The sequence below is a fragment of the Nocardia sp. NPDC049707 genome, from assembly GCF_040674855.1.
Lineage (GTDB): Bacteria > Actinomycetota > Actinomycetes > Mycobacteriales > Mycobacteriaceae > Nocardia.
Window position 1 is genome coordinate 103,213 of sequence record NZ_JBFANN010000016.1, and the last position, 24,415, is coordinate 127,627.

Consider the following 24,415-nt stretch of genomic DNA (forward strand, 5'->3'; position numbering starts at 1 on the left):
TCCATGGGTAACTCACCGGGAACGCCCAAAACCCAACCCCACACCGAACGGTCGACCCGCAGCGGAACCTACGAGGCTCCCAACGGCCGGCAAAAGGCTCGGGGAGGCCGATATACCTTCTGTGTCATCGGGGGCGGGATCGTCGGAGTCGCCACGGCGCATCGGATTCTGCGACGTCATCCGGGCGCGAGCCTGGTGCTCATCGACAAGGCCGGTGCCCTCGCGACCCATCAGACCGGGCACAACAGCGGCGTCATCCATTCCGGCATCTACTATCCGCCGGACAGCCTGAAGGCCCGCCTGTGCCGAAATGGCGCCGCTTGGACGAAGGAATTCGCCGCGGCGCACGGCATTCCGTTCGAGGTCTGCGGAAAACTGCTGGTGGCAACCGATGCCGGCGAGTACCAGCGGATGCTCGCGCTCCATGAACGCTCGGTCACCAACGGTGTCGATGTCGAGCTGATCGATACCGCCGAATTGATCCGCCGCGAACCGCATGTGACCGGTGTCGGCGCACTGTTCGTGCCCGCCACCGGCATCATCGACTTCACCCGCGTCACCACCGCGCTCGCCGAGGAGGTCCGGGCCGCGGGCGGCGAGATCGTGCTGAACGCCGAGATCACCGCGCTCACCGAAACCGCGGACGCGGTCACCGTGGCCGGTCCCGCGGGCTCCTGGACCGCGCGCACGCTGGTGGTCTGTGCGGGTCTGCAGGCCGATCGCATGGCCGCACTCGCGGGTCTGCGCACCGATTTCCGGATCGTGCCGTTCCGGGGCGAGTACTACCAGCTACCGCCCAGCCGTTCCGGACTGGTGCGCACGCTGATCTATCCGATTCCCGATCCGAAGCTGCCCTTCCTCGGGGTGCATCTGAGCCCGATGATCGACGGCACCCTGACTGTCGGCCCCAATGCGGTGCTCGGCCTGGCCAGGGAGGGCTACCGCAAGGGCAGCTTCGACGCCCGTGACGCCCGCGCGGTGCTCGGGTTTCCGGGCTTCCATCGGGTGGTTCGCACCCATGTGCGCACCGGACTGCGCGAATTGCGCAACTCCCTGTTCAAACGCGGCTACCTGGCCGAATGCCGAAGGTACTGTCCGGATCTCACGGTCGCTGACCTGCGGCCGCGGGAGGCTGGCATCCGCGCGCAAGCGGTACTGCGCGACGGCACTCTGGTGCACGACTTCCTGATCGAACGCACACCGCGCTCGATTCATGTACTCAACGCACCATCACCGGCGGCGACTTCCGCTATGCCGATCGCCGAGTACATCGTCGACCAGCTGTGACTCCGCCGCGTCAGGTGGGTCGCGCGTGCTGGACGGCTTCGCCAGCGGCCATCCCCCATGTGGAAAGCCCGCCAACCAAATTCCGGGCAATCTCTCGAATAAAGAGGAGAGCTGTAGTACTTTTAGCGGCAGCCAACAGGGAGGGGCCCTATGGGCCACATCAAGTACGCGAGCGACGTCGGAGCCCCGGTCGAGGTGGCCTTCACTTATACGGACAACCATCGGTTCGTACCGGATTGGATGTTCGCCGTCGCCGCGTTCGAGCCGAAAGACGAGCTCGACCAAGGCATCGGTGCGGTCTTCACGACACGGATCCAGCTGGGGCTATGGCGGCCGACCGTTGACTGCGAGATCACCGAATACCGGCGCAATGTGGTGATCGGCTACACATTGCGCGGGCGATTGTCGGGAACATTGACGCTGCACTTCGACCCGCTGGGCTATGGACGCTCGGTGCTGACCTCGGAGGCGGAGTACGCTCCACCGGGTGGGCTGTTCGGTCGGTTGTGCCTGCGCTTGGTGGATTCTGCCGTGCGGTCGGCGCTGCGCCGCACCGAATCCCAGTTGCGAAGGGAGATAGAGGAATTCCACGGTACCGATCTTGTCGGTCGGATTGCGTAGGGTGCCATCCATGATCATCGTGAGCACCGACGGATCCTGCCTCCGCAATCCCGGCGGCGCCATCGGCTGGGCTTGGGTCAATCATCAGGGTGGTTCACGCAGCGGGGGAGCCGCCACCGGAACCAATCAGGTCGCGGAGTTGCGCGCGCTCCTGGAGGCGGTACTCGCCCACCCCGGCGAGGAACCGCTGTTCATCGAGAGCGATTCGCTATACGCGATCAAATGCGCCTCGGAGTGGATCGTCGGCTGGCGGACCAATGGCTGGCGCACCGCCAGCGGCGGCGCGGTGAAGAACATCGAACTCATCAAACAGATCGACCGGGCCATCGCCTCCCGGCCGGGACCGGTCCGGTTCCGTTGGGTGCGCGGACATGTCGGCAATTACTTCAACGAAATGGCCGATACCCTCGCGGGCGAGGCGGCCAGAAAGGCCGCGGCCTCCGCGGCCGCCGGTGAGATCCCGACCGCGGAACTCCCCGAGCTGCAACCGGTGCTCGAGGACTCCTCCGACAAGACCACAAAATCCGCCCGACCGCGGTCCGCGGGGAAGCCGGTTGCGCCAGCACCTCAGGCATTGACGTTGTTCTGAGTCCGCCGGGCGCGACCGGGCGCAAGACCGCCGGAAAGACCTCCGGGCGGGTGGTGCCATTCCCACCCACCCGGAGGCGCTCTTCGCGGTTGTTCGGATAGTCGATCAGTTGCCCATCTGCTTCAGGATGGGCAGGTCGAACTTGTCGACCAGCCACTTGTCACCGACCTTCTGCAGACCGGCCACAACCACCAGCTCCACCTTGCTCGGTGGCTTGTTCGCGGCGGCGATATTCACATTGGTGGTGGTCTGACCGATCACCACCAGCACATTCGCGCTCTCGGTATCGCCGGACTGGAAGCCACACTGCATGTCGTAGGTGGACGAGGTGGCCTTGGCATCGATGACGACACCCTTGAGGTCCTGGCCGAGCTTGGCGAACTGATCCTTCCAGTCACCGGTCGACGCGGCATCCACCCGCTCGAGGTAATCGTCGATGGTCTGTGGATCGTAGGTGGAGATCAGCTTGCCGTAGTCGCACGCGGCCGAGGTGGCGGCGGCGCGCGCGTCCAGCTCCGCGCCGCGATTGCTCGCCTGCCGGTAGAACACCACGATGGCGGTGACCGCCGCGACGAGCAGCACACCGGCGACGAACGCCGCGATGATCGGGACCAGCGCGCCGCCTTTGGCGCCAGTCTGGGCCACCGGTTGCGCGGCACCCTTCGCCAGATTGTCCGTGGCCTGCTTCGGCTCAGCGGGCTTCGGGGCCGCGGCGGCTACCGCATCGGACGACTTCCCGATCTCGACCGTCTTGTCCTGCGCTGCCGCGTCGACGGTGGCGTCAGCTTTCTTGGCGTCGGCTTCCTCGGCATCCGCGTTCAGCTTTCCGGCGCCGACATCATCAGTGGACATCGATACAATCCTGCACTTTCCCGGCGCACCCGAGCGCACCGATATGGCCTGGTCGGTCCGCATCGGACGAACCGTTCGCAGTCTGGGCGAGTATCGCTGTGGCTACTCACCGCAGCGGCGGCGGGGTCATTTCATTCGGATCCACTCCCGGCGGCATCTGCGCGCCGTTGTCCGGCACATTCGGCCGCGGCGCATTCGCCGAACCGCGAATCTGCAGTCCGGGCGGTGGATTTTCGCAGTAGTTCCACTTGGGCAGCGAACCGTCCTGGATGACCTCAGTGCGGATCGGCACATGCCGGTACTGGCAGATCGGCCGAATCCAGACGTCGATAACCGTGTGGAACTCGTTGTCGTGGGCGGGCACACCCGCGGCGGAAAACCCGAGGTTCAGTGCCGGGAACAGCGCCTGCAGCGCCGGAATCCGCAGCTGCGCGGCCTTGGTCATCGCCGCGAAATTGGCCGCCAGACTGGTGATCGGATCGGCCGTCTTGTCCAGGACCGCGCCGAGGCTGGTCAGCTGTCCCGGCGCCCTCTCCAGGACCGCCAGCAATTCGGTGTTGGCATTGTTGAACTGATCGAACAACTGACCCGAATTGCGGGTCAGCGTCTCCAGATCGGGCTGCGCATGCGAGGTGGTGCTCGCGATGGTGCGCAGGTTGGTGATCAGGTTCTGGGTCTGCGGGAGCAGATTGTCGAATCCGGCCATGGCCAGGCTGATGCCATTGACCAAGCCGCGCAACTGATCCGGACCACCGCTCAGCGCGGTGTCCAGATTGGCCAGGATCACGCTGAACTTATCCGGATCGATCTGGGAGATCAGCGCGCTGGAGTTGTCGAGCACCGACCAGATCGGGGTCGGCGTCTTGATCTTCTCCGCAGTGAACTGGATGACCGAACCGTCCTTCAAGAACGGTGCCTGCTCGGTATTCGGCCGGAAGTCGATGTACTGCTCACCGGCGCCGGAGAGCGCACCCACCGAAATATCGGTGTCGACCGGAATCGTGAACTTCGAGTCGATATCGGCCTTCGCGGCGATGGACTGCCCGCGGTCGACCAATTCGATCGAGGTCACCTTGCCGATACGGAAGCCGCGCAGTGTCACATCGTTGCCGGGTTGCAGACCGCCGGACCGATCAAGATGCACCGTGACGGCATAGGTCGATTTCAGCGGGTTTACCCGCATGACGCTCACCAGCAGATAGGTAGCGCCCACGAGGAACACCAGTATCAGGCCGATGGTGGACAGCAGCAGCTTGCGCTGCAGCAGCTTGCCGAGCCAGCTCACCGGTGTCCCCCTTGCAGTCGTCCCTGAATTGCCTGCAAGACGGTGATCAGGCTGCCCGCGAAGTCCGCGAGATCGCGACCGTCGAAGAACTTGCCCTGCGCCGGATCCGACAACACGCTGAAGTTGTGGATATTGGTCAGCGTGGCGTAGACCGCGAGGCTATTGCCACGGAACGACGCGTCGACCGGACCGCGCATCTCGTGCAGCGCGTCCAGCGCGGGACCTAAGGTCTGCTCGGTCTGCGACAGCGCGTCCATCAACTTCTTCACATTGTCGAGGAGATCGGCCAGCTGATCGCTCGAGCTGTTCGCGTAGTCGCCGAGCGCCGCGCTGGTCACCGAAATCTTTTGCAGCAGATCGCCGATGGCCTGGTTGTTCTCCGCCACCGCGCCGATCATCTGCGGCAAGGTGTCGGCCACCTGGCCCAATTCCGAATGCCGCGCCTCGATGGTGCTGGCCAGCGAACCGAACTGGGCGAGCACACTGTCGACTCGAGCGCTGTTCTCGTTCAAACTGCCGACCACGCCGGTCATTTCAGTGATCAGATGAGCGATCTGATCACCGCGACCGCCGACGATCGAATCCATTTCCGAGGTCAGTTTGGCCAATGCGGCGACACCACCGCCATTGAACAACAGGGAGACCGAGATCAACAGCTCCTCGACGGTGGCACCCGCCGAGGTCTTGTCCCGGCCCAGTGTGTCGCCGTCGTGCAGCACCGGCGCACCCGGATCCGCCTTGGCCTTGGATACCGCGACGAACACATCGCCGAGCGGGGTGGCCTGGCGCAGTTCCGCCGTGCTGCCGACCGGAAGTTCGATGTCCTTGCTGATCTTCAGATCGACAATGGCCTCGAAGTTCTTGGTCTGGATATTGGCGACGACACCGATATCCGAGCCACCGATCTTCACCTTCGCCTGATCGGGCAGATTCAGCGCATTCTCGAACTTCGCGTGCACGGTATAGGTTTCACCGACCGTACCCGGTTTGGGCAGCGGCAGTTTCTCCACCGTGAGACCACAGCCGGAGGTGATGGCCACCCCGGATGCCGCCGCCAACGCGATGAGCGTTCGGCGGGCCCTCATCGTGAACCGGTCGCTCATTTGGTCATCCCCAGCAGTGCCGCCGTAATACCGAGGTCCGGACCGAGATCCTCCAGCTTGCCGGTGCGGCAGCCATCCGAACGCATCTGAATCCGTTCACAGAACACGCTCAGCAGTTCACCGTTGAGGAAGGTCGGCAGGTTGCCGTGCAGCCGGATATAGCCCAACTGCCGGTTCATCGAGCGGTCCAGGTTCTGCATGAGCAGTGGCGCGAGGTCGACGATCTCGGTGACGCCGCGGGCGTTGGCGCGCAGCTGATCGGTCACCTTGGTCAGCCCCTCGAGCGAACTACCCAGCTGATCCTGATACTGCACGAAGACCGAACTGGTATTGGCCAGAAAGTCGTTGAACTGTTGCAGCGTCGCCGCCAAGCCGGGGGCCTGATCGCTGAGCAGTCCGGACAGCTGCGTCATCCGATTGCTGAAATCGCGGACGGACTGGTCGTTTTCGGCCAGCATGGTGGTCAGTTCGTTCAATTTGATGATGATGCTGGATACCGCGTCCTTATTGTCGACGCCGATCTTCAACGCACTGGAGAGCGCGTTGAGGGTGTCCCGCATCTTCTCGCCATTGCCGTTCAAGATCGGATAGAGCACCCGCCCCGACAGCGGACCGATGCCCTCGGTGCCCGGTTTCGGCTCGAGCGCGGCGGCGAACTGATCGATGGTCTTCAGCATCATGTCCAGCTCGACCGGTGTCTTGGTCTTCGCCTTCGGCAGATGCGCACCGTCGGACATGGTCTCGCCCTGGGTGTAGGCCGGGGTCAGTTCGACGTGGCGGTCGGTCACGATGGACGGCGAAATGATGGCGGCCATCGCATCTTTCGGGATCTTGACGTCCTTGTCGATCACCATGTGCACCTCGACCATGGTGCCCTTGGGAATGATCTTGTCGATCTTGCCGACCGGTAGCCCGAGCACCGTGACCGGATTGCCCTCGAAGACGCCCGCGATGTTCTCGAAGTCCGCCGTGATCGTCATGGTGTTGCCGAGTGCACTGTTCACCGAACTCGGCACCAGCGAGCAGCTGCCGATGGCCAGGGCCGCCGCGCTGATCATCAGAGGTCTGGCGATGCGCCCGATGTTCGGGCGCCGCAGGTTGATTCGCATCGGTTTCATCCCCGGCACCCCTCGATCAGCTGGGCGAAGCACAACCAGTTGTCCGGGAAGACCCACGGCAGGCCGACCTCACCGTAGGGACCATTGCCGAACGCATTATTGAAGGTGCGCACCGACACCGGCATGATCTGCAGCAGCCGATCGAGGTTGTCCTTATTCTTCTGCAGGCCTTCGGCTATGGTGTTCAACTGCTCGATGGTCGGGCCGAACTGGTTGTTGTTGGCCGCGCCGATCTGCCGCAGCTGGCGGCTCAGCGTCGACACATTGTCGAGCAGCTGCCGCAGCAGACCCTGGCGCTCCATCACCCGGTTGGCGATGGCCTCGCCCTGGGTGATCACCAAGAGCACGCTATTGCGATTGTCGCCGAGGATTCTGGTGACCCGGTCGAGATCCTTCAGCAGGCTGTCGACCTCTTCCTTGCGCGAATCGATGACCTTCGCCAGCGCGCCGACGCTGTCGAGCGCCTGCACCGTCAGCGCGGGCGAATCGCCCATCTGCTTGTTGATCAGATCGAGCGAGGTCGCCAACTGCTTGGTGTCGAGTGCCTCGAACTTCGGGGTGCCGTACTCGACCACATCGGCCAGGTTGTACGGAACCGAGGTGTGCGACAACGGGATTCGGCCGCCCTGTAACCCGGATCCGTCACCCGGATCGAGATCGACGTAGCGCGCACCGAGCAGCGTCGCCATCTTGATCGATGCCCGGGCATCGGGTCCGAGCTGCACATCGTTGTTCACGCTGAGGGTGAGCAGGATGTGCCCGTTCTCCAGCGTCGCACCGGCCACATGGCCACTCGGAATACCGGCGACATTGACCTTGTCCCCGACCTTGACCCCGGCGGTCTGCGCGAATTCGGCCTTGACTGTCTGCGCACCGACGCCGATCAGCTTGTAGGCACTGGACCCGACGAGCAGCGCGATGACGAGGACACCGCCGATGACACCCAGCCAGAAGTAGCGATTGCTGTCGAACCTGTCCTTGATCTTGGTCATCATGGGCGGCACACCGCCGACTGTCCGTTACCGCCGACCATGGGGAGCAGGCCGCGGGGGAGCAGGATGCCGTACAACGAGACATCCAACTTGCAGACGTAAGCGTTGACGTAGGCGCCGTCCTGGGTGGACTTGCCGAGGTCGGCCATCACCGCTGGCAGGTCGATCGCGGCCTGGTCCAGCTTGGCGCCGTTGGCGATCAGCAGTGTCAGCGCGGCGCTGGTCGAATCCTGTGCGCCGGCCAGTTTCGGCTGGATCTTGGCCAGCATGTCCACCAGCCCGCTGGTCGCATCCGCGATCTGCACCGTGGACGCTTGCAGCGACTGCCCCTGGTCGTACAGGCCGCCGATCAATGCCCGGGTCTGGGTAACCAGGGTCTCCAATTCATCACCTCGCTTGGCCAACCCGGACATGACGCCGCTGAGGTTGGTGATCACATCGCTGAGAATCGCGTCTCGGCGCTGGAAATCCGTGGCCAGGGTCGCGGCCTGGGTGATGAACGAGCTCAACGAAACACCGTCACCCTGCAATGCCAGGATGAAGGTCTCCGAGAGCCGGTTCACCTGTTCGGGCTGCAACACCTGGAACAGCGGCTGGAATCCGTTGAGCAGTGCGGACACGTCGAAGGACGGTTCGGTGCGCTCCAGCGGAATGGTGGCCTTGTTCTTCAGCGCCGCCGGGCTCGCCGCCTTGCCCGGGGCCAGCGCGATATAGCGCTGACCGATCAGATTCTGGTAGCGCACCAGCGCCTTGCTGTCGTCGTACACCGTCTGGTTGCGCTGCACAACGAACGTCACATTGGCGACGGACTTCTTGGTCTTGGAATCGCGGGTGAGTTCGATCTTTTCCACCTTGCCGACCCGCACACCCGCCATCCGGACGTCATCGCCCTCGCGCAGGCCGAGCACATCGCTGAAGGTCGCGGTGTAGGTGTTGGTATCACCCGCCACGATCCGTGCCAGCGTATTCCAGACGACGACGGTGACCAGGATCGAGACGATCGCGAAGAGGCCGAAGCCGATCAGTGGCTTACGAATGCTCATTCGGCGGCACCCCGGACCTGCAGGGTGCCCCCGCGCATTGCCGAACCGAGCAGCAGATATTCGGCCGCCGTTGGCCGACGTCCGAGCAGCGCCACGATCGCGGCATCTCCTTCGTACGAAATCGGACCGGCGGTAACGGGCGCACTCGCCGGTTGGGCGGGCACGGCCGGGTCCGCGGGCTGGTCGGCGGTGGGCGGCGCATTCGGCGCCGGCGGCGCCGGATTCGGGAACAACCCCTCCAGCGGCGTACCCGCGAACGGGCCGGCCGGCTTCGGCTCGGCGGGGGGCGGCGTGAGCAGATCACCCGGCGAGATCAGACCCGGAATCTCCGGGAAGCCCGCGGGCAGCGGCAGTTTCGCCAGACCCCGCGCCGTTTCCAGCGAACGCGGCTTCATCGAGTCCGGCAGATAACCGGGATCGGAGACCACCGGTGCGGTGGCGCAGCTCGGGCCGGCCAGATCGCCGTAGCGCGGGCAGTCCGCCTGTTCGTAGGGCCGGTATGGAGTGAGCGTGATACCCGCGTTCCAGACCATCTGCCGCTGCGGACCCCAGTGAAAGGTCTGACTGAGTTTGCGCAGCGAATTGTTCAGTGTGGCAATGGTGTCCGGGATCGAATTCGCATCTGCGGCGATCGCGCCGAACATATCGCTGGTGCCCGCGGTCACCTGTTTGCCGATATCGCCGTTGCGAGCGAACAGCGCGTTGACCGTATCCACCGTGCCCGCCGTACCGCTGATCAGGGCGACCAGTGCGGACCGGTGATCGGCGATGGTCTGCGCGGTCTTCACCGAAGTGCCGAGCACATCGAGCAATTCGGGCGCGGACTCGTTGAGCGCGCGCGCCGAGGCCGCGAAATCATCGAGCAGCACACCGAGATTCGGGATGGACTCGTCCACCGAGGTGAGCCACCTGTCCAGCCGCTCGATGGTGGAGCCCGGCATCCGGCCGCTGCCGTCCAGCGCCTGGGTCAGCGTGCCGAGCACCCGGCCGAACTGCACCGGGTCGATCTTGCTGAGGATATTCCGCACGTTGGTGAGGGTGTCCTGCAGCGCGATGGTGCCCTTGCTCCGGTCCTGCTCGATGATCGAGCCCTCGTGCAGGTACTTGTCCGCGGGACCGTTGAAAACCAATTCCACCGAGGTAACGGCGAACAGGTTGCTCGGCACCACTCGGGCGGTCACATTCGACGGGATATCGCCGGCGAACTCCGGCTTCAGGTCGATCTGCACCTTCTGCAGTTCGCCCTTGTCGGCGATCTCGACGTCCTCGACCACGCCGACCAGCACGCCGCGGAACTTCACATCGGCCTCGCTCGGCAACCCGTCACCGGTGGTGGAGAGATTGGCGACCACATGCACCTTGGGTATGAAATAGCCTCGGTATCTTGCCATCAGGAACCCGAGGATCAGCGCGAAGACGACCAGTCCCGATACGCCGGCGACCAACAGTTGTCGCATGGTGGGGCCACGCCCACTGGGATCGATGATCATCTCGTCCTACCCCGAGATCCGGATGCCGGGATTGACGCCCCAGATCGCCAATGTCATGAACAGGTCCGCGAAAACCACGACAATGATGCACATCTTGATGGCCCGACCGGCCGCGACACCCACACCCTCCGGACCGCCCGAGGCGAAGAACCCGTAGTAGCACTGGATGAACGTGGTGATCGCGACGAACACCATCGCCTTGAGCAGCGAGTAGAGCACATCCACTGGTATCAGGAACTGATAGAAGTAGTGCGCGTAGGTACCGCTGGGCGTGTTGCCGATCAACTGCACCGTGAGCGAGCACGAAATGTAGGCCATGGCCAGGCCGAGGCAATAGAGCGGGATGATGGCGATCATCGCCGCGAACATTCTGGTGCTCACCAGATAGGGCAGCGGCCGGATCGCGATGGACTCGAGTGCGTCGATCTCCTCGGAGATCCGCATCGCACCGAGCTGAGCGGTGAATCGGCAACCGGCCTGGGCGGCGAAGGCGAGTGCCGCGAGCAGCGGGCCCAGCTCCCTGGTGGTGGCGAATGCCGAGATGGCGCCGGTGATCGGGCTGAGGCCGAGCAGATTCAGCGAGGTATAGCCCTGGATGCCGACCGTCATCCCGCCGAACGCACTGAGGATGAGAATGACGCCGATGGTGCCACCACCCACCACCAGGCTGCCGTTGCCCCAGGTGACATCCGATAGCAGCCGCCAGACTTCCTTCGGATAGTGCCGCAGCGCCAACGGGATCGAGCCCACCGACCGCAGGAAGAAGAACACCTGGTGACCCAGGCGCGCAACCATATCCACCGGGACCTGCGCGGACTTCTTCATGTGCCGAAGTGGCCGCAGTAGCGGCGGTATGTAGGTCGATGACACCGGCTCAGACCACCTGTGGGGGGAGGAGAACGTTGTAGATCTGGGTGATGATCAAGTTCACGCCGAACAACATGATGGCGGAACTGACCACCGCGGAGTTCACCGAGTTGGCGACTCCGCCCGGACCGCCCCGGGTATTGAGCCCGGTATCACAGGCGATGATTGCGGCGAGCAACCCGAAGATCAACGATTTCACCAGTGCGACAAGCAGATCGATGGTGGTGGCGAACGAGGAGAAGGTGCCGACATAGGAACCCGGGGTGCCGTTCTGCGCGAAAATATTGAAAATGTAGCCAGTCAAAAATCCGACGAATACGACGAAACCGCAGAGCAATACGCTGACCAGCATGGCCGCACCGAGCCGAGGCGCGACCAGACGACGCAGCGGATCCACACCCATCACCCGCATCGCATCGATCTCTTCGCGGATGGTGCGCGAACCGAGATCAGCGGTGATCGCCGAACCGACCGCGCCCGCGATCATCAGCGAGGTGACCAGCGGTGCACCCTGCTGAATGATGCCGAGACCGTTCGCCGCACCGATGAACGAGGTCGCACCCACCTGGGTGGCGACCGCCCCGACCTGGATCGAAACGATCACGCCGATCGGAATGGCAACCAGCAGCGTCGGTGCCGCGGCGACACTGGACATGAACGCGCACTGACGGATGAACTCACGGTAGGGAAAGCGGCGTCGGAATATCGCGATGAACAACTCCGCGACCGCCGCGAATCCCATCGTGATCTGTCTGCCGAAGGTCTCCAATGAGCGCTTCGGATGGTCTTCCCAGTAGGCCGTCGTCCAATCGACCGCATCACGCATCCGTGACCGCGCTGGTGGACTCTTGGTCGACTGCACTGGCTAACCCCTCTCGACGCCGGTAACCAAACCCCGACGACTTGTTTGCTTGTGGCACCCTACTACGGAGTAGTGCAGAACACACGATGACAGTGTGATTGCAGTCATAATTCGAGAGTCACTGTGCGAAAACGCTATGAGCAGTGGCCCAACGCTTGGGACAGGCCCCAAAGTTAACGGTGATACCGCTAGAACGAGTCACAGTTCTACCGGCTACGATCAGCACTGGATATAGCCCGTTCCGCTATTTGTGCGGATAATATTCATGCAAAATCCCTGCGCGATTCGAATGGCGTCTACGACACCGATCAACATACAACTGAGACCCAATCGCACACTTTTCGACGATTACAGTAATAGACTTTTGCTATTGCGATAAAATGAGACGCTGTATCTGAAATGTCGAAAAGTGCGGTCTACGCCGACTCATCCGCCATCGGAGGGCCGACCCTTTCGAGCGACCCATAAGCGACTGTCACGGGATACAGGACGCGCCCGGAGCCGGATACTGAGACGATGGGTGCGACACGTTGATATCGTGCGGACTTCCGACGTCTGGAGGGACATGTTCAGCAAACTCGCCAAGGTGGCCAACGCCGCCTTCGCCGTAGCTCTAGGTGCGGCGCTGGTCGCGACGGGGGCCGGGACCGCGGACGCCGCACCGGGACCCCCCGTCATCGGCGGTGGGTCGGGAATCATTATCGATAATCAGTTCGAATGCACTGTCACGACCGTCGGCTACGACGGTGCGGGCCGGTTGGTCGGCCTGACCGCGGGACACTGCGGCGACCCGGGCGCTCAGGTATACGCCGAAGCCGACCGCGACGCAGGCCCGATCGGCCGGTTCGTCTACTCCAACCACGACCTGGACTACGCCATCATCCAGTTCGATCCGGGCAAGATCACCCCGGTGAACCGGATCGGCAATGTCACCATCACCGGGATCGGTGGCCCGGCTCGGTTCCCGATGATCGTCTGCAAGGAAGGCCGCACCACCGGCAACACCTGCGGCCTCGCCTACGGCGATATCTTCGGCACCAATATGGAGACCTGGTCGCAGATGTGTGTGGTGGAGGGCGATTCCGGGGCACCGGTCGTCGTCGGCACCACGCTGGTCGGCATGGTGAACGCCTATCTCGCCCTCGCGTGCTTCGGACCCGAGGTCGGCACCAATATGAGCTCGATCATGGGCGATATCAATGCCCGTGGCGACGTCGGAGCGGGCTTCCACCCGATCTAGCCAGGATCAGTCGAATACCGAATGAGCGGGTCGAATGACCCGCTCATTCCATTTTGTGGAGCGGGGTCAGCGCCGGACCCGCCACCCCGCACTGCGGCATGCAGTCGACGTTGTCCAGTGTCGCGGCGCGGCGCGGCGCGCGCAGCAGTACGGCCGCGATCAGTGCGCCGGTCACCAGCAGGCCGACGCAGATCCACATCGCGACACCGAAACCGCGATCGAATTCCACTGGGTCGCTGAGCGATCCGGAGATTCCGGCGAGTCCGGGCAGCGCGGCGACAGCCAGCAACTGGGCGGTACGGGCGACGGCATTGTTCACACCGGAAGCGATACCGGCCGCACTGGCGGGCACTGCGCCGAGTACCGCGCCGGTGAGCGGTGCGACCAATATCGACAGGCCGAGACCGAAGACCAGCACGCCAGGCAGAACATCGGTCAGATACGAGGTGTCGGGTCCGATGCGCAGCAGCAGTATCAGGCCGAGTGCGGCGAGGAGCGGACCGACCGTCATCGGAATACGCGCCCCGTGCGCCTGGGCCCACCGACCCGCGGGCGCGGAAAGCACCAACATGATCAAGGTAACCGGAACCGTGGCCACTCCCGACATCAGCGGGGTGTACTTCGCCACCAGTTGCAGCTGCATCACCAGGAGGAAGAACACGCCGCCGAGCGCGGCGTAGACCGCGAAGGTGACCAGATTCGCGGCGGTGAAGACGCGGGATCCGAACAGCGAGGGCGGCACCAGCGGATGATCGCTGCGCATTTCGATCACCACGAAGACCGTGAGCAGCAGTAGACCGACGACCACCAGCAGTGGCATCGCATCGATCAGACCGAAGGTCAGCGCGCCGAGAGCCACCGCGACCACCACCGCACCCCGAACATCCAGTCGCGCCCCGGCGGGAGCGACGGGCAAGGAGGCGGCACCTTGCGTAACCACGGAGGGCCCCGCGGACGCCGTTTTCGATACAGCATTCGGGTCGTGACTCTCCGGCACATGTCGCAGCGTGACGAGCACGACGATCACCGCGAGCGGCACATTGATGAAAAAGATGGACTGCCAACCGGCCAACTCGATCAGCCAGCCGCCCAGGAACGGCCCGAGTGCACCGGCGACACCGCCGAAACCGGACCACAAACCGATCGCCGCACCCTGATCGCGTCGATCGATGGATGAGGAGATCAGGGCCAGGCTGCCGGGGGTGAGCATCGCGCCCGCCACACCCTGCAGAATCCGCGCGACGACGAGCATCTCGATATTCACCGCGACACCGCAGAGCGCCGAGGTCAGCGCGAAACCGATAATGCCCCAGACGAACACCTTGCGGCGGCCGAGCCGATCGCCGAGCGAACCGCCGAGCAGGATGAACGAAGCCAGGGTCAGCATGTAGCCGTTGAGCGTCCACTGCAGGCCCGCGACATCGGTGTCGAGGGATTCGCCGATGCGCGGCAACGCGATATTGACGACGGTGGCATCCAGCGAGGCCACCGACGAACCGAGGATGGTGGCCAGCAGGATCCAGCGGCCGGTGGCCGAACCCAGCCGAGGTAACTCAGCGCTCACGGCTGCGCCTCGCTGGCGCTCGGTTCCGGCCACGGTTCGCTTCGCTACGCTCGCTCACGCACCCAACGTAACCGCTAGCGGCGGGTTTCGTGGCGGTCAGAGATTCTGGACGCAGACCACGAAGTGCCGGGTCGGGTATTCGAAGCCGCTGCTGCTGCCACAGACGCTGGCGTCGTCGGCATTCTGCTGGATATTGGTCACCTTCACGCCCTGGCTGACGCGTTCGGTGCAGTCGATGCGCTTGGGATCCTCGCCGCCGATATCCATGCAGCCACCGACGACCCAGTCGATATCCAGGCAGATCGCGCCCTGTTGCGTGCCGTTCAGGGTTTCGAAGTAGGCGGAGTCGCGATCGGCGACGCACTGCGAACTGGTCGCCGCCTTACCGATGATCTTGTAGTTCGAGGCCCGGCTGCCGCAGGAGGCCTTGGCGATGGTGGCGTTATCCGTCGTGCCGCCGAGCGTCACGCAGTCACCGACACTGGCCTGGAAGTCGGTATTGCCGCCCTTGGTCGCCGAGGTGGTTGCCGTCGGCTTACCCGAGGTCGGGCGGGCGCTGGTCGTCGGCCGACCCGAGGTGGGCCGGGCCCCTGAGGTTTTCGGTGTATTGGTGGACGAGACCGCGTCGATGGTCCCGTCACCTATCGCGGGCTGGGCGGTGCCGCTGATTTTGTTGCCGCAGCCCGCCAGCGAGAGCGCGGCGACTACCGCGACCGCCGCGACGACCGCCGTTGCGAGGCGACCCGAGATCAGGTGACGAGACACTTACAGTCCTCCCGGCTGTAACGCTCCGAACTCATACCCCCGGGTCGGAATCCGAAGTGATCTAGCAATGCGTGAAATACCACGCCATGCATACACCACCGAGCGCACGTGCGTCGAGTCGACAGTGCCTGCCGACGTGGTGGTTCGAGCACCGCCGCACTGCGGCCCACCAGCGGAATCGGCCTTCCAGCAACCGATCTGGGTAACGTGCGGATTCCGGCGTGAGAGGAGTTCGTCCGTGCAGCTGATCAGCGCGATCACCTGCACCACCCGCCGCATTCGGTGCCGCGCTGCCCCTTCCCGCGGTGGCCTCGGCAACCGATGTGCATTGCGCCTCCGACCGCCGGACGGATGTCACTGTAATCGACGCAAGCACCGCATGCCGGGCCGCGGCCGAAACCCGCGGCCGGGCATGGGCGGTCGGCTATGACGGCGTCGGCTACGCCCATGCGAGCCTCGGCGCCGCCGCACTCGGCATCGGTGCGGGGGGGTCGGCGCCAGCGACGGGGTCGGCGGAATTCCGATCGCGCTCGGCTCCGGCGCCGATGCCATCGCGCTGACCTCGATCGCCGCTCCGACAACGGATTCCGAGACCTACCAACCCAGCCCACGCACCCCGCTGTTCGCGGTATCGATCGCCTTGGACGGCTCGCGCGCACAGGTCACGACCGCCGACAACACGGTGGTATGCCTCGGCACGGCGGCCTCAGCGTGGCATTCCGCAACCGGTGCGACATGTCTGACCACGCCTTTCGGACGCTGGCAAACACCACGATCCGCGTTAGGCTGAGAATCCGCCCCCAGCCAGCCAGCAGGAGGTATGACGCGTGGTTTCTGCCTTCCCCACACCGGACCGGTGGCCAGCGGCGCCACGGGAAATGCTCGTCGATCCGAGGTTCGTCCGCCTCGCGGACCATTTCTTCCACATGTTCACCCAGCCGACGCGCGGCGGCGGCGCCCTGTCGATCTATCTCGACGGTCGCCCCGTCGTAGATATCTGGGCGGGTTGGGCGGCCAAGGATCGGCGCTGGAACGGCGACAATGTGGCGCTCACCTTCTCCACCGGCAAGGGCGTCGCCGCGACCGTGCTGCACCGACTGGCCGAGCGCGGGCTGCTCGAATACGACGCCCCGGTCACCACGTATTGGCCGGAATTCGGCGCACACGGCAAGGCCGAGATAACGGTGCGCGACGTGCTCTCGCACCGTGCCGGACTGCATCGGGTGCGCGGCCTGGTCCCCGGCCGGGAGGGCATCCTCGACTACGACGCCGTAGTGACGGCGCTGGCCGCGAGTCCAGCCGACCCGCGGCGGATCCGCACATCGGGGTATCACGCGATCACCTTCGGCTGGCTGGTCGCCGAGATTGTGCAGCGCGTCACCGATGCTCCGTTCACCGATGTGGTGCGGCGCGAGATCGCGGAGCCACTCGGCTATGACGAATTCTGGTTCCGAGTACCGGAATCCGAGCGCTATCGGATCGCCAAGATCTTTCCGCATCTGAATCCACCAGGCATCCATTGGAATACCGCGTCATCGGTGCTTTCCTGGGTGGGCCCGGTGCGCGGACTCGCGGAGGCGGGTATGCCGGAGAGCTTCGACGAACTCGTCCGCGATCCGCGCGTACACGATGCGGTGATGCCGGGCTGGAACGGCGTCTTCTCGGCGCGCGCGCTGGCCAGAATGTATGGGGCCCTCGCGAATAATGGTCGGGTCGAGGCGCTGGCCACCGAACGCGGTGGCGACGGCATCGACGCGGTGCAGTTCCTGCGGCCGGAGACGATCACGATCGTCAATGAGACGCAGCGAGCCGACAGCCGCGACTATGTGCTCGGGGTGCCGTTGAAATTCACCCTCGGCTATCACCGACCGGTGGTGATGTCCAAGCAGCAGCCGCGAAATGCCTTCGGCCACTACGGACTCGGCGGTTCGGGCGCCTATGCGGATCCCGAACTCGGCATGTCGATCGCCTTCGTCACCAACCGACTCGGCAATGCGGTGACCGCGCTCGGGGATGCCCGGCTCGCGCGCTTGGCCGCCCTCACCAGCAATACGGTGCGCCGGTTGCGCCCGAAGAGGTCGGTCGAACCGGGAGTGAATTCGTAGCGATAGCTATGGAGCAGGCGGGCGCACTCGACGAATCGGCGCCTGCGCGCCGAACTGCGCGCGGTCGGACCCGACGCCGCCTCGCTCGAACTCGGGCTGCCGTACCTGGACGCGGTGTGCCAGGAGACACGGCGGCTGCATCCCGCGGTGCCGATCGGCCTGCGCAGGCTGACCGCGCCGTTCGCGCTGCGCGATGTCGAACTGGCGGCGGGTGACACCATGGGCGTCGCGGTATCGCTGCTGCATTCCGATCCCGTGGTGTGGCCGGATCCGGAGCTGTTCCGGCCCGCGCGCTTCATCGAGCGCAAGTACCGGCCGTTCGAATTCGCACCATTCGGCGGCGGGCATCGGCGGTGCGTCGGGGCGTCGCTGGCCGATGACGAACTGCGCATCGCCCTCGCCACCATTCTCGTTCGACTGCGGCTGCGATTGCCGCCGCGGTATGCGCGCGGGCGGGTACCGCCGTCGGTGCCACATAACATCGCGACGGGTCCATATAGGTCGATCCCATTCGATGTCATTGCGTGATTTATCTCATGAAGCGGTTTAGCGTGTAGCGCGGTCTGCCACTTGGACGTCCGTCCGAGGCTAGCGAAACTCGCCGCCTGACCGGCAAATTCGCGAAAGGCGGTAACTCCGATGACATATGTGGCGCTCGACACATTTAGTCGACTGTATGAATCAATCTGAAACGCCACTGGCTTCGGATGGCCTCGGCAGGTAGGAAGGACGCCAGGGGTCGGGTGCGTCATCAATAACCCGTGGGGTGCGTCGAGTTCCCCGCGCTGTTTTTCCGTGGGCGTTCGCGCGGAATCCACGAAGGGTCTTCGTGGAACCACCGTGCGAACTCCACACTGAAGAGAGATCTCGCCGCGTCACCGGCGTAGGCGAGAGATGGATTGGACGAGAAACCTATGCATGCCGCTTTGCACACCGGGACGTCGACTGCTCCTCGTCGCGGAGCGCTAGCCCGCCGACTCCGGCAGGGCGTCCTGCTGTCGGCGGCGATCGCCGCGGTCGGCTTCACCGCCGTCGCGCCGGCTCAGGCCGATCCGGTATTTCCGGACACCGGCTCCTCTGCCTCCGCCGCCACCGATCCGGGTGTGCAGGCGAACTTCGCCCCGCCGAGCATCAGCCCGGGTGACGGCGAAACCGTCGGCGTCGCGCAGCCGGTCATCATCAACTTCAAGGAACCGGTGACCGACCACGCCACCGCCGAGCGGGCCATCAAGATCACCTCCTCGAATCCGGCGCCGGGCCACTTCTACTGGTTCAACGACAAGCAGGTGCGCTGGCGGCCGAACGAGTTCTGGCCGGCCAATACCGATGTGACCGTCGAGGCGGGCGGCACCCGCACCGCATACCGGATCGGTGACGCCTTCATCGCCACCGCCGACGACGACACGCACACCATCACGATCACTCGCAACGGCGAGGAGATCATGACCATGCCGACCTCGATGGGTAAGACCAAGCACGAGACCCCGAACGGCACCTACTTCGTCGGCGAGCAGCTGCGCAAGATGACCATGGATTCGTCCACCTACGGTGTGCCGACTACCGATCCCGAGGGCTACAAGGTCGACGTCGAGTACGCCACCCGGATCTCCAACAGCGGCATCTTCGTACACGCGGCCCCGTGGTCGGTTGCACAGCAAGGTGTCTCGAACTCCAGCCACGGCTGCCTGAACGTCAGTACCGAGGACGCCAAGTGGTTCTTCGAGAACGCCAAGAAGGGTGACCCGGTCATCGTCCAGAACACCACGGGCGGCACCTTGAACGCCCGGGACGGCCTCGGCGACTGGAACGACTGAGGTAGCAACCCCGACGTCCAAGCTCAGCTCGGCCCAGGCGCGATCGCCTGGGCCGAGTGTGTTTTGTTCAGCTTCTGGTGTTCCGGATTTTCCGGACGACAGACAAATTGGCAGTTAACCTCCCGAGTAGCAGAACGCTTCAACTGATTTCGGGAGAACATGGGTAACTCGCCGGGGACGCCCAAAACCCAAACACCCGCACGACCGTCGGCCCGCAAGCAAAGTCGCACCACACCCCACGACCGGCAAACGGCCCGGGGACGCGGACGAGCACATGGGTAACTCCTCGAGTACGCCCGGCATCCAGCCACCCGCACGACCGTCGGCCCGCGACGAAGGTGGCCTCGCACCGGACGACCGGCAAAACATCCGGAGAGCACGCGAGAAGTTCAGCGGATCAGCGTTCGCCGTTAACCGATTGTTTGCTACGCGCCGTAGAGTTTCGACCGTGCGAACCCGGCCGGAAAGAGTGCTGCCCCAATCACGCGGGCGCGGACTGCGCAATCGGCCGTGGCAAGACTATGCGCTGTTCCTGGTGTTGCTCGGGCCGAATCTGGTGCTGCTGACGCTGTTCGTCTACCGCCCGCTGGCCGACAATATCCGGCTCTCGTTCACCGACTTCAATATCTCCGACAACTTCGTGACCTACATCGGGTTCGCGAACTACCGGGAGTGGTGGGGTCGCGACGACTCCTGGCAGATCGTCACCAATACCGTGGTTTTCACAGTGGCCGCCGTGGTCGGCAGCATGGTCCTCGGTCTGGCACTGGCCCTGCTGCTGGACCGTAAGCTATTCGGCCGCAACGTGGTTCGCTCGGCAATCTTCGCGCCGTTCGTGATCTCCGGCGCGGCCATCGGCGTCGCCTTCCAGTTCATCTTCGATCCCAGCTTCGGGTTGATCCAGGATGTGCTGCACCGCATCGGCGTCGACCAGGTCCCGGACTTCTACCAGGACCCGAACTGGGCGCTGTTCATGGTGACGGTCACCTATATCTGGAAGAACCTCGGCTACACCTTCGTCATCTACCTGGCCGCGCTGCAGGGCACCCGCGCCGATCTCATGGAGGCGGCCGAGATCGATGGCGCGAGCCGCTGGACCACCTTCACCAAAGTGCTGTTGCCGCAACTGCGTCCGACCACATTCTTCCTGTCGATCACGGTGCTGCTGAACTCGCTGCAGGTCTTCGACATCATCAATGTGATGACCCGCGGCGGGCCGCTCGGCACCGGCACCACGACCATGGTCTACCAGGTCTACCAGGAGTCCTTCCGCAACTTCCGGGCCGGCTACGGCGCGACGGTCGCCACCATCATGTTCCTCGTGCTGCTGATCGTCACGCTGGTCCAGGTGCGCGTTATGGATCGGGGCGAGCAGTGAAACACGCGCGGCCGCAGCGACGGGCGCGGAGGAGACAGCATGGGTAACGACGTAGCGACCCCCGCAGGCAGCCAGCGAAACAGCGTGCAGACTCTTTCGTATCGCCGCAGACAGCGGGCGGTGACTGTGCTCGGATATGCCGCGATGGTGTGCGTGCTGATCATCGTCGGTGTTCCGCTGTTCTGGATCTTCATCACCTCGTTCAAGGCACGTCCGGATATCTACACCCAGCCCGCGGTGTACTGGCCGCACAGTTGGCATCCGGAGAACTACCAGGACGCCACCACCACGCTGCCGTTCTGGACCTTCCTGCGCAATTCGCTGATCATCACCGGGATCATCGCGCTGGTGAAATTCGTGCTCGGGGTGTTCAGCGCGTACGGCCTGGTGTTCCTGCGCTTTCCGGGCAAGACCCTGGTGTTCCTGGTGATCATCGCGGCGCTGATGGTGCCAAATCAGATCACGGTGATCTCCAACTACGCGCTGATCGCCCAATTGGGCTGGCGAAATACCTTCCAGGGCATCATCATTCCGCTCTGTGGGGTCGCCTTCGGCACCTTCCTGATGCGCAATCACTTCCTCTCGCTGCCCTCGGAGGTGATCGAGGCGGCCCGGATGGACGGTGCCAACTGGTGGCGCCTGCTGACCCGGGTGGTGCTGCCGATGTCCGGACCGACGATGGTGGCCTTCGCGGTGGTCACGCTGGTCAACGAGTGGAACGAATACCTCTGGCCGTTTCTGATGGCCGACGACACCAGGGTCGCCACGTTGCCGGTCGGCCTGACCCTGCTGCAGAACACCGAGAATCCGAGCGTCACCAATTGGGGACCGGTGATGGCGGGGACGCTGCTGACCATGCTGCCGATCCTCATCGTTTTCCTGCTGCTCCAGCGCCACATGATCAAGGGCCTCACCTCGGGTGCGGTCAAGGGCTGAGCCTGACCACCACCCCTCACGGAATCGCTACGCGATGCTGAGTTATAAGGAGAAACCAGTGTCCACTTCACAATTCCCGGCACTGTCGCGGCGCGGATTCATCGGCCTGGCCGGTGCACTTGCGGCGGGTACCGCACTGACCGCATGTGCGGGCAGCGGCGGCGGCGACAAGCAGGCCGGTGACGCCAACACCATTACCTTTTGGTCGAATCATCCTGGCACCTCGAAGGAACTCGAGACCGAGCTGATCAACCGATTCCAGGCCAAGCATCCGGATCTGAAGGTCAATCTGGTCGACGCGGGTAAGAACTACGAGGAGGTGTCGCAGAAGTTCAATGCGGCGCTATCTGGCGGTGAGCTGCCGGATGTTGTTGTGCTGTCGGATGTCTGGTGGTTCAACTACGCGCTCAACGGCACCATCGAACCGCTCGACTCGCACTTCGCCGACGCCGGAGTCCAGCTCGGCGACTATGTTGATTCGCTGGCCGCCGACTATATCTTCAACGGTAAGCACTATGCGCTGCCGTACTCGCGCTCGACGCCGCTGTTCTACTACAACAAAGACATCTGGGCGAAGGCCGGACTGCCCGACCGCGGCCCGCAGAGCTGGCAGGAGTTCGACGAGTGGGGCCCGAAGATCCAGTCCGTGGTCGGCGACGGCAAGCTCGCCCACGGCTGGGGTGACGCCAAGAACTATCTGGCCTGGACCTTCCAGGGTCCGAACTGGACCTTCGGCGGCGCATACTCCGATCAGTGGACGCTGAAGTTCACCGACCCCAAAACCATTGCGGCGGGTCAATTCCTGCGCGATATGATCCACACCAAGAAGTACGCCGGCATCAAACCGCAGATCGCCGTCGACTTCGGCACCGGTGTCATCGCCTCCACCATCGCCTCAACCGGCGATCTGAAGGGCATCCAGAAGAATGCCGAGGGCAAACTGGAATTCGGCACCGCATTCCTGCCGCATCCCAACGGCCCCGGCGTCACCACCGGCGGTGCCGGACTGGCGATTCCGTCCCGGATCTCGGATCAGCGGAAGGTGAACGCGCTGAAGTTCATCGAGTTCATCACCAATGCCGCCAATACCGCCTACTTCTCGCAGGGCACCGGATACATGCCGGTGCGCAAGTCCGCGGTGACCGATCCGAGCGAGGTCGACTTCCTGGCGAAGAATCCGAATTCGAAGGTCGCCATCGAGCAGCTCGCGGTGACCAAATCGCAGGATTACGCGCGGGTGTTCGTACCGGGCGCTGACCAGATCATCGGCACCGGACTCGAGCAGATCGGTCTGCAGAATGCCGATCCGGCAACGGCTTTCGCCAATGTGGCCGGTCAGCTGCAGGCCATTATCGACCGGCAGATCACGCCGAAGCTGCCCAAGTAAGCACCAACCAAGAGGGAGATCGACGCCGTGGCAACAGTGCACTTCGACGGGGTGACGCATCTGTATCCCGGTGCGCCGGCGCCCGCCGTCGACAACCTGGAACTCGATATCGCCGACGGGGAATTCATCGTCCTCGTCGGCCCATCGGGTTGTGGCAAATCGACCAGTCTGCGGATGCTGGCCGGACTGGAATCCGTTGCGGCCGGACGCATCCTGATCGGCGGCAAGGACGTCACCGGACTGCCGCCGCGCGCTCGCGATGTGGCGATGGTATTCCAGAGCTATGCGCTCTATCCGAATATGACCGTCGCGCAGAATATGGGCTTCGCACTGCGCAATGCCGGAATGAACAAGGCGGATACCGCGGTTCGGGTTCTGGAGGCGGCGAAGATGCTCGAACTCGAGCAGCTGCTCGACCGCAAACCGGCGAAACTCTCCGGCGGCCAACGCCAGCGCGTCGCCATGGGTCGCGCCATCGTGCGCCGACCCCAGGTCTTCTGCATGGACGAACCGCTGTCCAATCTGGACGCGAAACTGCGGGTCAGCACCCGCTCCCAGATCGCGGCCCTACAGAAACGGCTCGGCACCACCACCGTCTATGTCACCCACGACCAGGTCGAGGCCATGACCATGGGCGATCGGGTCGCGGTGCTGCGCGAAGGAAAACTCCAGCAGATCGCCAAACCCCGTGACCTCTACGACGATCCGGTCAATACCTTCGTCGCGGGCTTCATCGGCTCACCCGGCATGAATCTGCTCGACGCCCCGGTTCGCGACGGTGCCGCGGTCCTTGGCGAGCTGCGCATCCCCTTGCCCCGCACCGCGACCGGCGAGCGAGTCATTGTCGGTATCCGTCCGGAATCCTGGGAAACCACCACCGAGACCGCGAACAGCCTCGCCGTGGCCGCCGAACTGCTCGAGGAACTCGGAGCCGAATCCTTCATCTACAGCCACGGCGTCACCGATGAATGGAGCAGCCGCTCCGGCAAAGTGCTGGCCCGGGTGGACCGACGCTTTCAAGTGGCCCTCGGCGATCGCCTGCACCTGCGCCCGAAACTCGACGAGATCTTCTTCTTCGACGGCGAAACCGAGGAACGCCTGCGCTGAGCCCGGCGTC

General features: G+C 64.1%; 23 protein-coding genes. 12 read left to right on the forward strand and 11 right to left on the reverse strand.

Features of this window, described 5'->3' with window-relative positions:
• Nucleotides 1-3 precede the first annotated feature (3 nt).
• From lhgO to AB0J29_RS16920, 3 genes are all read left to right on the forward strand, one after another.
• A complete protein-coding gene (gene lhgO / locus AB0J29_RS16910) occupies nucleotides 4-1,287 on the forward strand; it encodes an L-2-hydroxyglutarate oxidase (protein ID WP_364786163.1) in 1,284 nt (427 codons plus the stop codon).
• 150 nt (nucleotides 1,288-1,437) lie between these two features.
• On the forward strand, nucleotides 1,438-1,908 hold the full coding sequence (locus AB0J29_RS16915) for an SRPBCC family protein (protein ID WP_364786166.1): 471 nt from the start codon (nucleotides 1,438-1,440) through the stop codon (nucleotides 1,906-1,908).
• A 10-nt stretch (nucleotides 1,909-1,918) separates the two neighbouring features.
• On the forward strand, nucleotides 1,919-2,497 hold the full coding sequence (locus AB0J29_RS16920) for a ribonuclease H (protein ID WP_364786169.1): 579 nt from the start codon (nucleotides 1,919-1,921) through the stop codon (nucleotides 2,495-2,497).
• A gap of 105 nt (nucleotides 2,498-2,602) precedes the next feature.
• On the opposite strand, the gene AB0J29_RS16925 is transcribed toward AB0J29_RS16920, so the two are convergent.
• The 9 genes from AB0J29_RS16925 to AB0J29_RS16965 all read right to left on the reverse strand — a co-directional run bounded on the left by AB0J29_RS16925 (nucleotide 2,603) and on the right by AB0J29_RS16965 (nucleotide 12,073).
• Nucleotides 2,603-3,349 carry a hypothetical protein gene (locus tag AB0J29_RS16925; protein WP_364786172.1) on the reverse strand — a complete coding sequence of 249 codons (747 nt, stop codon included), beginning with the start codon at nucleotides 3,347-3,349 and terminating at the stop codon, nucleotides 2,603-2,605.
• 106 nt (nucleotides 3,350-3,455) lie between these two features.
• A complete protein-coding gene (locus AB0J29_RS16930) occupies nucleotides 3,456-4,634 on the reverse strand; it encodes an MlaD family protein (RefSeq protein ID WP_364786175.1) in 1,179 nt (392 codons plus the stop codon).
• The gene (locus AB0J29_RS16935) at nucleotides 4,631-5,737 is read right to left on the reverse strand and encodes an MCE family protein (protein ID WP_364786178.1); all 1,107 of its coding nucleotides are present in this window, start codon (nucleotides 5,735-5,737) and stop codon (nucleotides 4,631-4,633) included. The genes AB0J29_RS16930 and AB0J29_RS16935 overlap by 4 nt, the downstream gene beginning before the upstream one ends.
• Nucleotides 5,734-6,846: an MlaD family protein gene (locus tag AB0J29_RS16940; RefSeq protein WP_364786181.1), complete on the reverse strand. Its 1,113-nt coding sequence runs from the start codon at nucleotides 6,844-6,846 to the stop codon at nucleotides 5,734-5,736. Before AB0J29_RS16940 ends, AB0J29_RS16935 begins: the two co-directional genes overlap by 4 nt.
• A gap of 5 nt (nucleotides 6,847-6,851) precedes the next feature.
• Nucleotides 6,852-7,847, reverse strand: a complete 996-nt coding sequence (locus tag AB0J29_RS16945) for an MCE family protein (RefSeq protein ID WP_364786262.1) — start codon at nucleotides 7,845-7,847, stop codon at nucleotides 6,852-6,854.
• Nucleotides 7,847-8,890: an MCE family protein gene (locus AB0J29_RS16950; RefSeq protein ID WP_364786184.1), complete on the reverse strand. Its 1,044-nt coding sequence runs from the start codon at nucleotides 8,888-8,890 to the stop codon at nucleotides 7,847-7,849. Before AB0J29_RS16950 ends, AB0J29_RS16945 begins: the two co-directional genes overlap by 1 nt.
• A complete protein-coding gene (locus AB0J29_RS16955; protein WP_364786187.1) occupies nucleotides 8,887-10,380 on the reverse strand; it encodes an MCE family protein in 1,494 nt (497 codons plus the stop codon). The genes AB0J29_RS16950 and AB0J29_RS16955 overlap by 4 nt, the downstream gene beginning before the upstream one ends.
• 6 nt (nucleotides 10,381-10,386) lie before the next feature.
• Nucleotides 10,387-11,205 (reverse strand): ABC transporter permease, encoded by an 819-nt coding sequence (locus tag AB0J29_RS16960; RefSeq protein ID WP_364786190.1) that lies wholly within the window; start codon nucleotides 11,203-11,205, stop codon nucleotides 10,387-10,389.
• A gap of 49 nt (nucleotides 11,206-11,254) precedes the next feature.
• Nucleotides 11,255-12,073, reverse strand: coding sequence for an ABC transporter permease (locus AB0J29_RS16965; protein ID WP_364786193.1), 819 nt, complete (start codon nucleotides 12,071-12,073; stop codon nucleotides 11,255-11,257).
• A gap of 601 nt (nucleotides 12,074-12,674) precedes the next feature.
• Here AB0J29_RS16965 and AB0J29_RS16970 point away from each other — a divergent pair.
• Nucleotides 12,675-13,349 carry a S1 family peptidase gene (locus AB0J29_RS16970; RefSeq protein WP_364786196.1) on the forward strand — a complete coding sequence of 225 codons (675 nt, stop codon included), beginning with the start codon at nucleotides 12,675-12,677 and terminating at the stop codon, nucleotides 13,347-13,349.
• 43 nt (nucleotides 13,350-13,392) lie between these two features.
• Here the strand turns inward: AB0J29_RS16970 and AB0J29_RS16975 are convergent, their stop codons facing one another.
• Nucleotides 13,393-14,913 (reverse strand): MFS transporter, encoded by a 1,521-nt coding sequence (locus tag AB0J29_RS16975; RefSeq protein WP_364786199.1) that lies wholly within the window; start codon nucleotides 14,911-14,913, stop codon nucleotides 13,393-13,395.
• A gap of 96 nt (nucleotides 14,914-15,009) precedes the next feature.
• A complete protein-coding gene (locus AB0J29_RS16980) occupies nucleotides 15,010-15,678 on the reverse strand; it encodes a hypothetical protein (protein WP_364786202.1) in 669 nt (222 codons plus the stop codon).
• Between the two features lie 323 nt (nucleotides 15,679-16,001).
• Between AB0J29_RS16980 and AB0J29_RS16985 the strand changes: the two genes are divergently transcribed.
• The 8 genes from AB0J29_RS16985 to ugpC all read left to right on the forward strand — a co-directional run bounded on the left by AB0J29_RS16985 (nucleotide 16,002) and on the right by ugpC (nucleotide 24,405).
• The gene (locus tag AB0J29_RS16985) at nucleotides 16,002-16,238 is read left to right on the forward strand and encodes a hypothetical protein (protein WP_364786264.1); all 237 of its coding nucleotides are present in this window, start codon (nucleotides 16,002-16,004) and stop codon (nucleotides 16,236-16,238) included.
• Between the two features lie 318 nt (nucleotides 16,239-16,556).
• Complete coding sequence (locus AB0J29_RS16990) at nucleotides 16,557-17,783, forward strand: serine hydrolase domain-containing protein (protein ID WP_364786267.1); 1,227 nt, start codon at nucleotides 16,557-16,559, stop codon at nucleotides 17,781-17,783.
• A gap of 42 nt (nucleotides 17,784-17,825) precedes the next feature.
• Complete coding sequence (locus AB0J29_RS16995; protein WP_364786270.1) at nucleotides 17,826-18,311, forward strand: cytochrome P450; 486 nt, start codon at nucleotides 17,826-17,828, stop codon at nucleotides 18,309-18,311.
• A 386-nt stretch (nucleotides 18,312-18,697) separates the two neighbouring features.
• A complete protein-coding gene (locus AB0J29_RS17000) occupies nucleotides 18,698-19,597 on the forward strand; it encodes a L,D-transpeptidase (protein ID WP_364786205.1) in 900 nt (299 codons plus the stop codon).
• Between the two features lie 448 nt (nucleotides 19,598-20,045).
• Entirely contained in the window at nucleotides 20,046-20,975 is a 930-nt protein-coding gene (locus AB0J29_RS17005) for a sugar ABC transporter permease (RefSeq protein ID WP_364786208.1), read from the forward strand.
• Nucleotides 20,976-21,119: 144 nt separating this feature from the next.
• Nucleotides 21,120-21,911: a carbohydrate ABC transporter permease gene (locus AB0J29_RS17010; RefSeq protein ID WP_364786273.1), complete on the forward strand. Its 792-nt coding sequence runs from the start codon at nucleotides 21,120-21,122 to the stop codon at nucleotides 21,909-21,911.
• A gap of 34 nt (nucleotides 21,912-21,945) precedes the next feature.
• Nucleotides 21,946-23,298, forward strand: a complete 1,353-nt coding sequence (locus tag AB0J29_RS17015; RefSeq protein ID WP_364786211.1) for an ABC transporter substrate-binding protein — start codon at nucleotides 21,946-21,948, stop codon at nucleotides 23,296-23,298.
• Nucleotides 23,299-23,325: 27 nt separating this feature from the next.
• Nucleotides 23,326-24,405, forward strand: a complete 1,080-nt coding sequence (gene ugpC, locus AB0J29_RS17020) for a sn-glycerol-3-phosphate ABC transporter ATP-binding protein UgpC (protein ID WP_364786214.1) — start codon at nucleotides 23,326-23,328, stop codon at nucleotides 24,403-24,405.
• Nucleotides 24,406-24,415 lie beyond the last annotated feature (10 nt).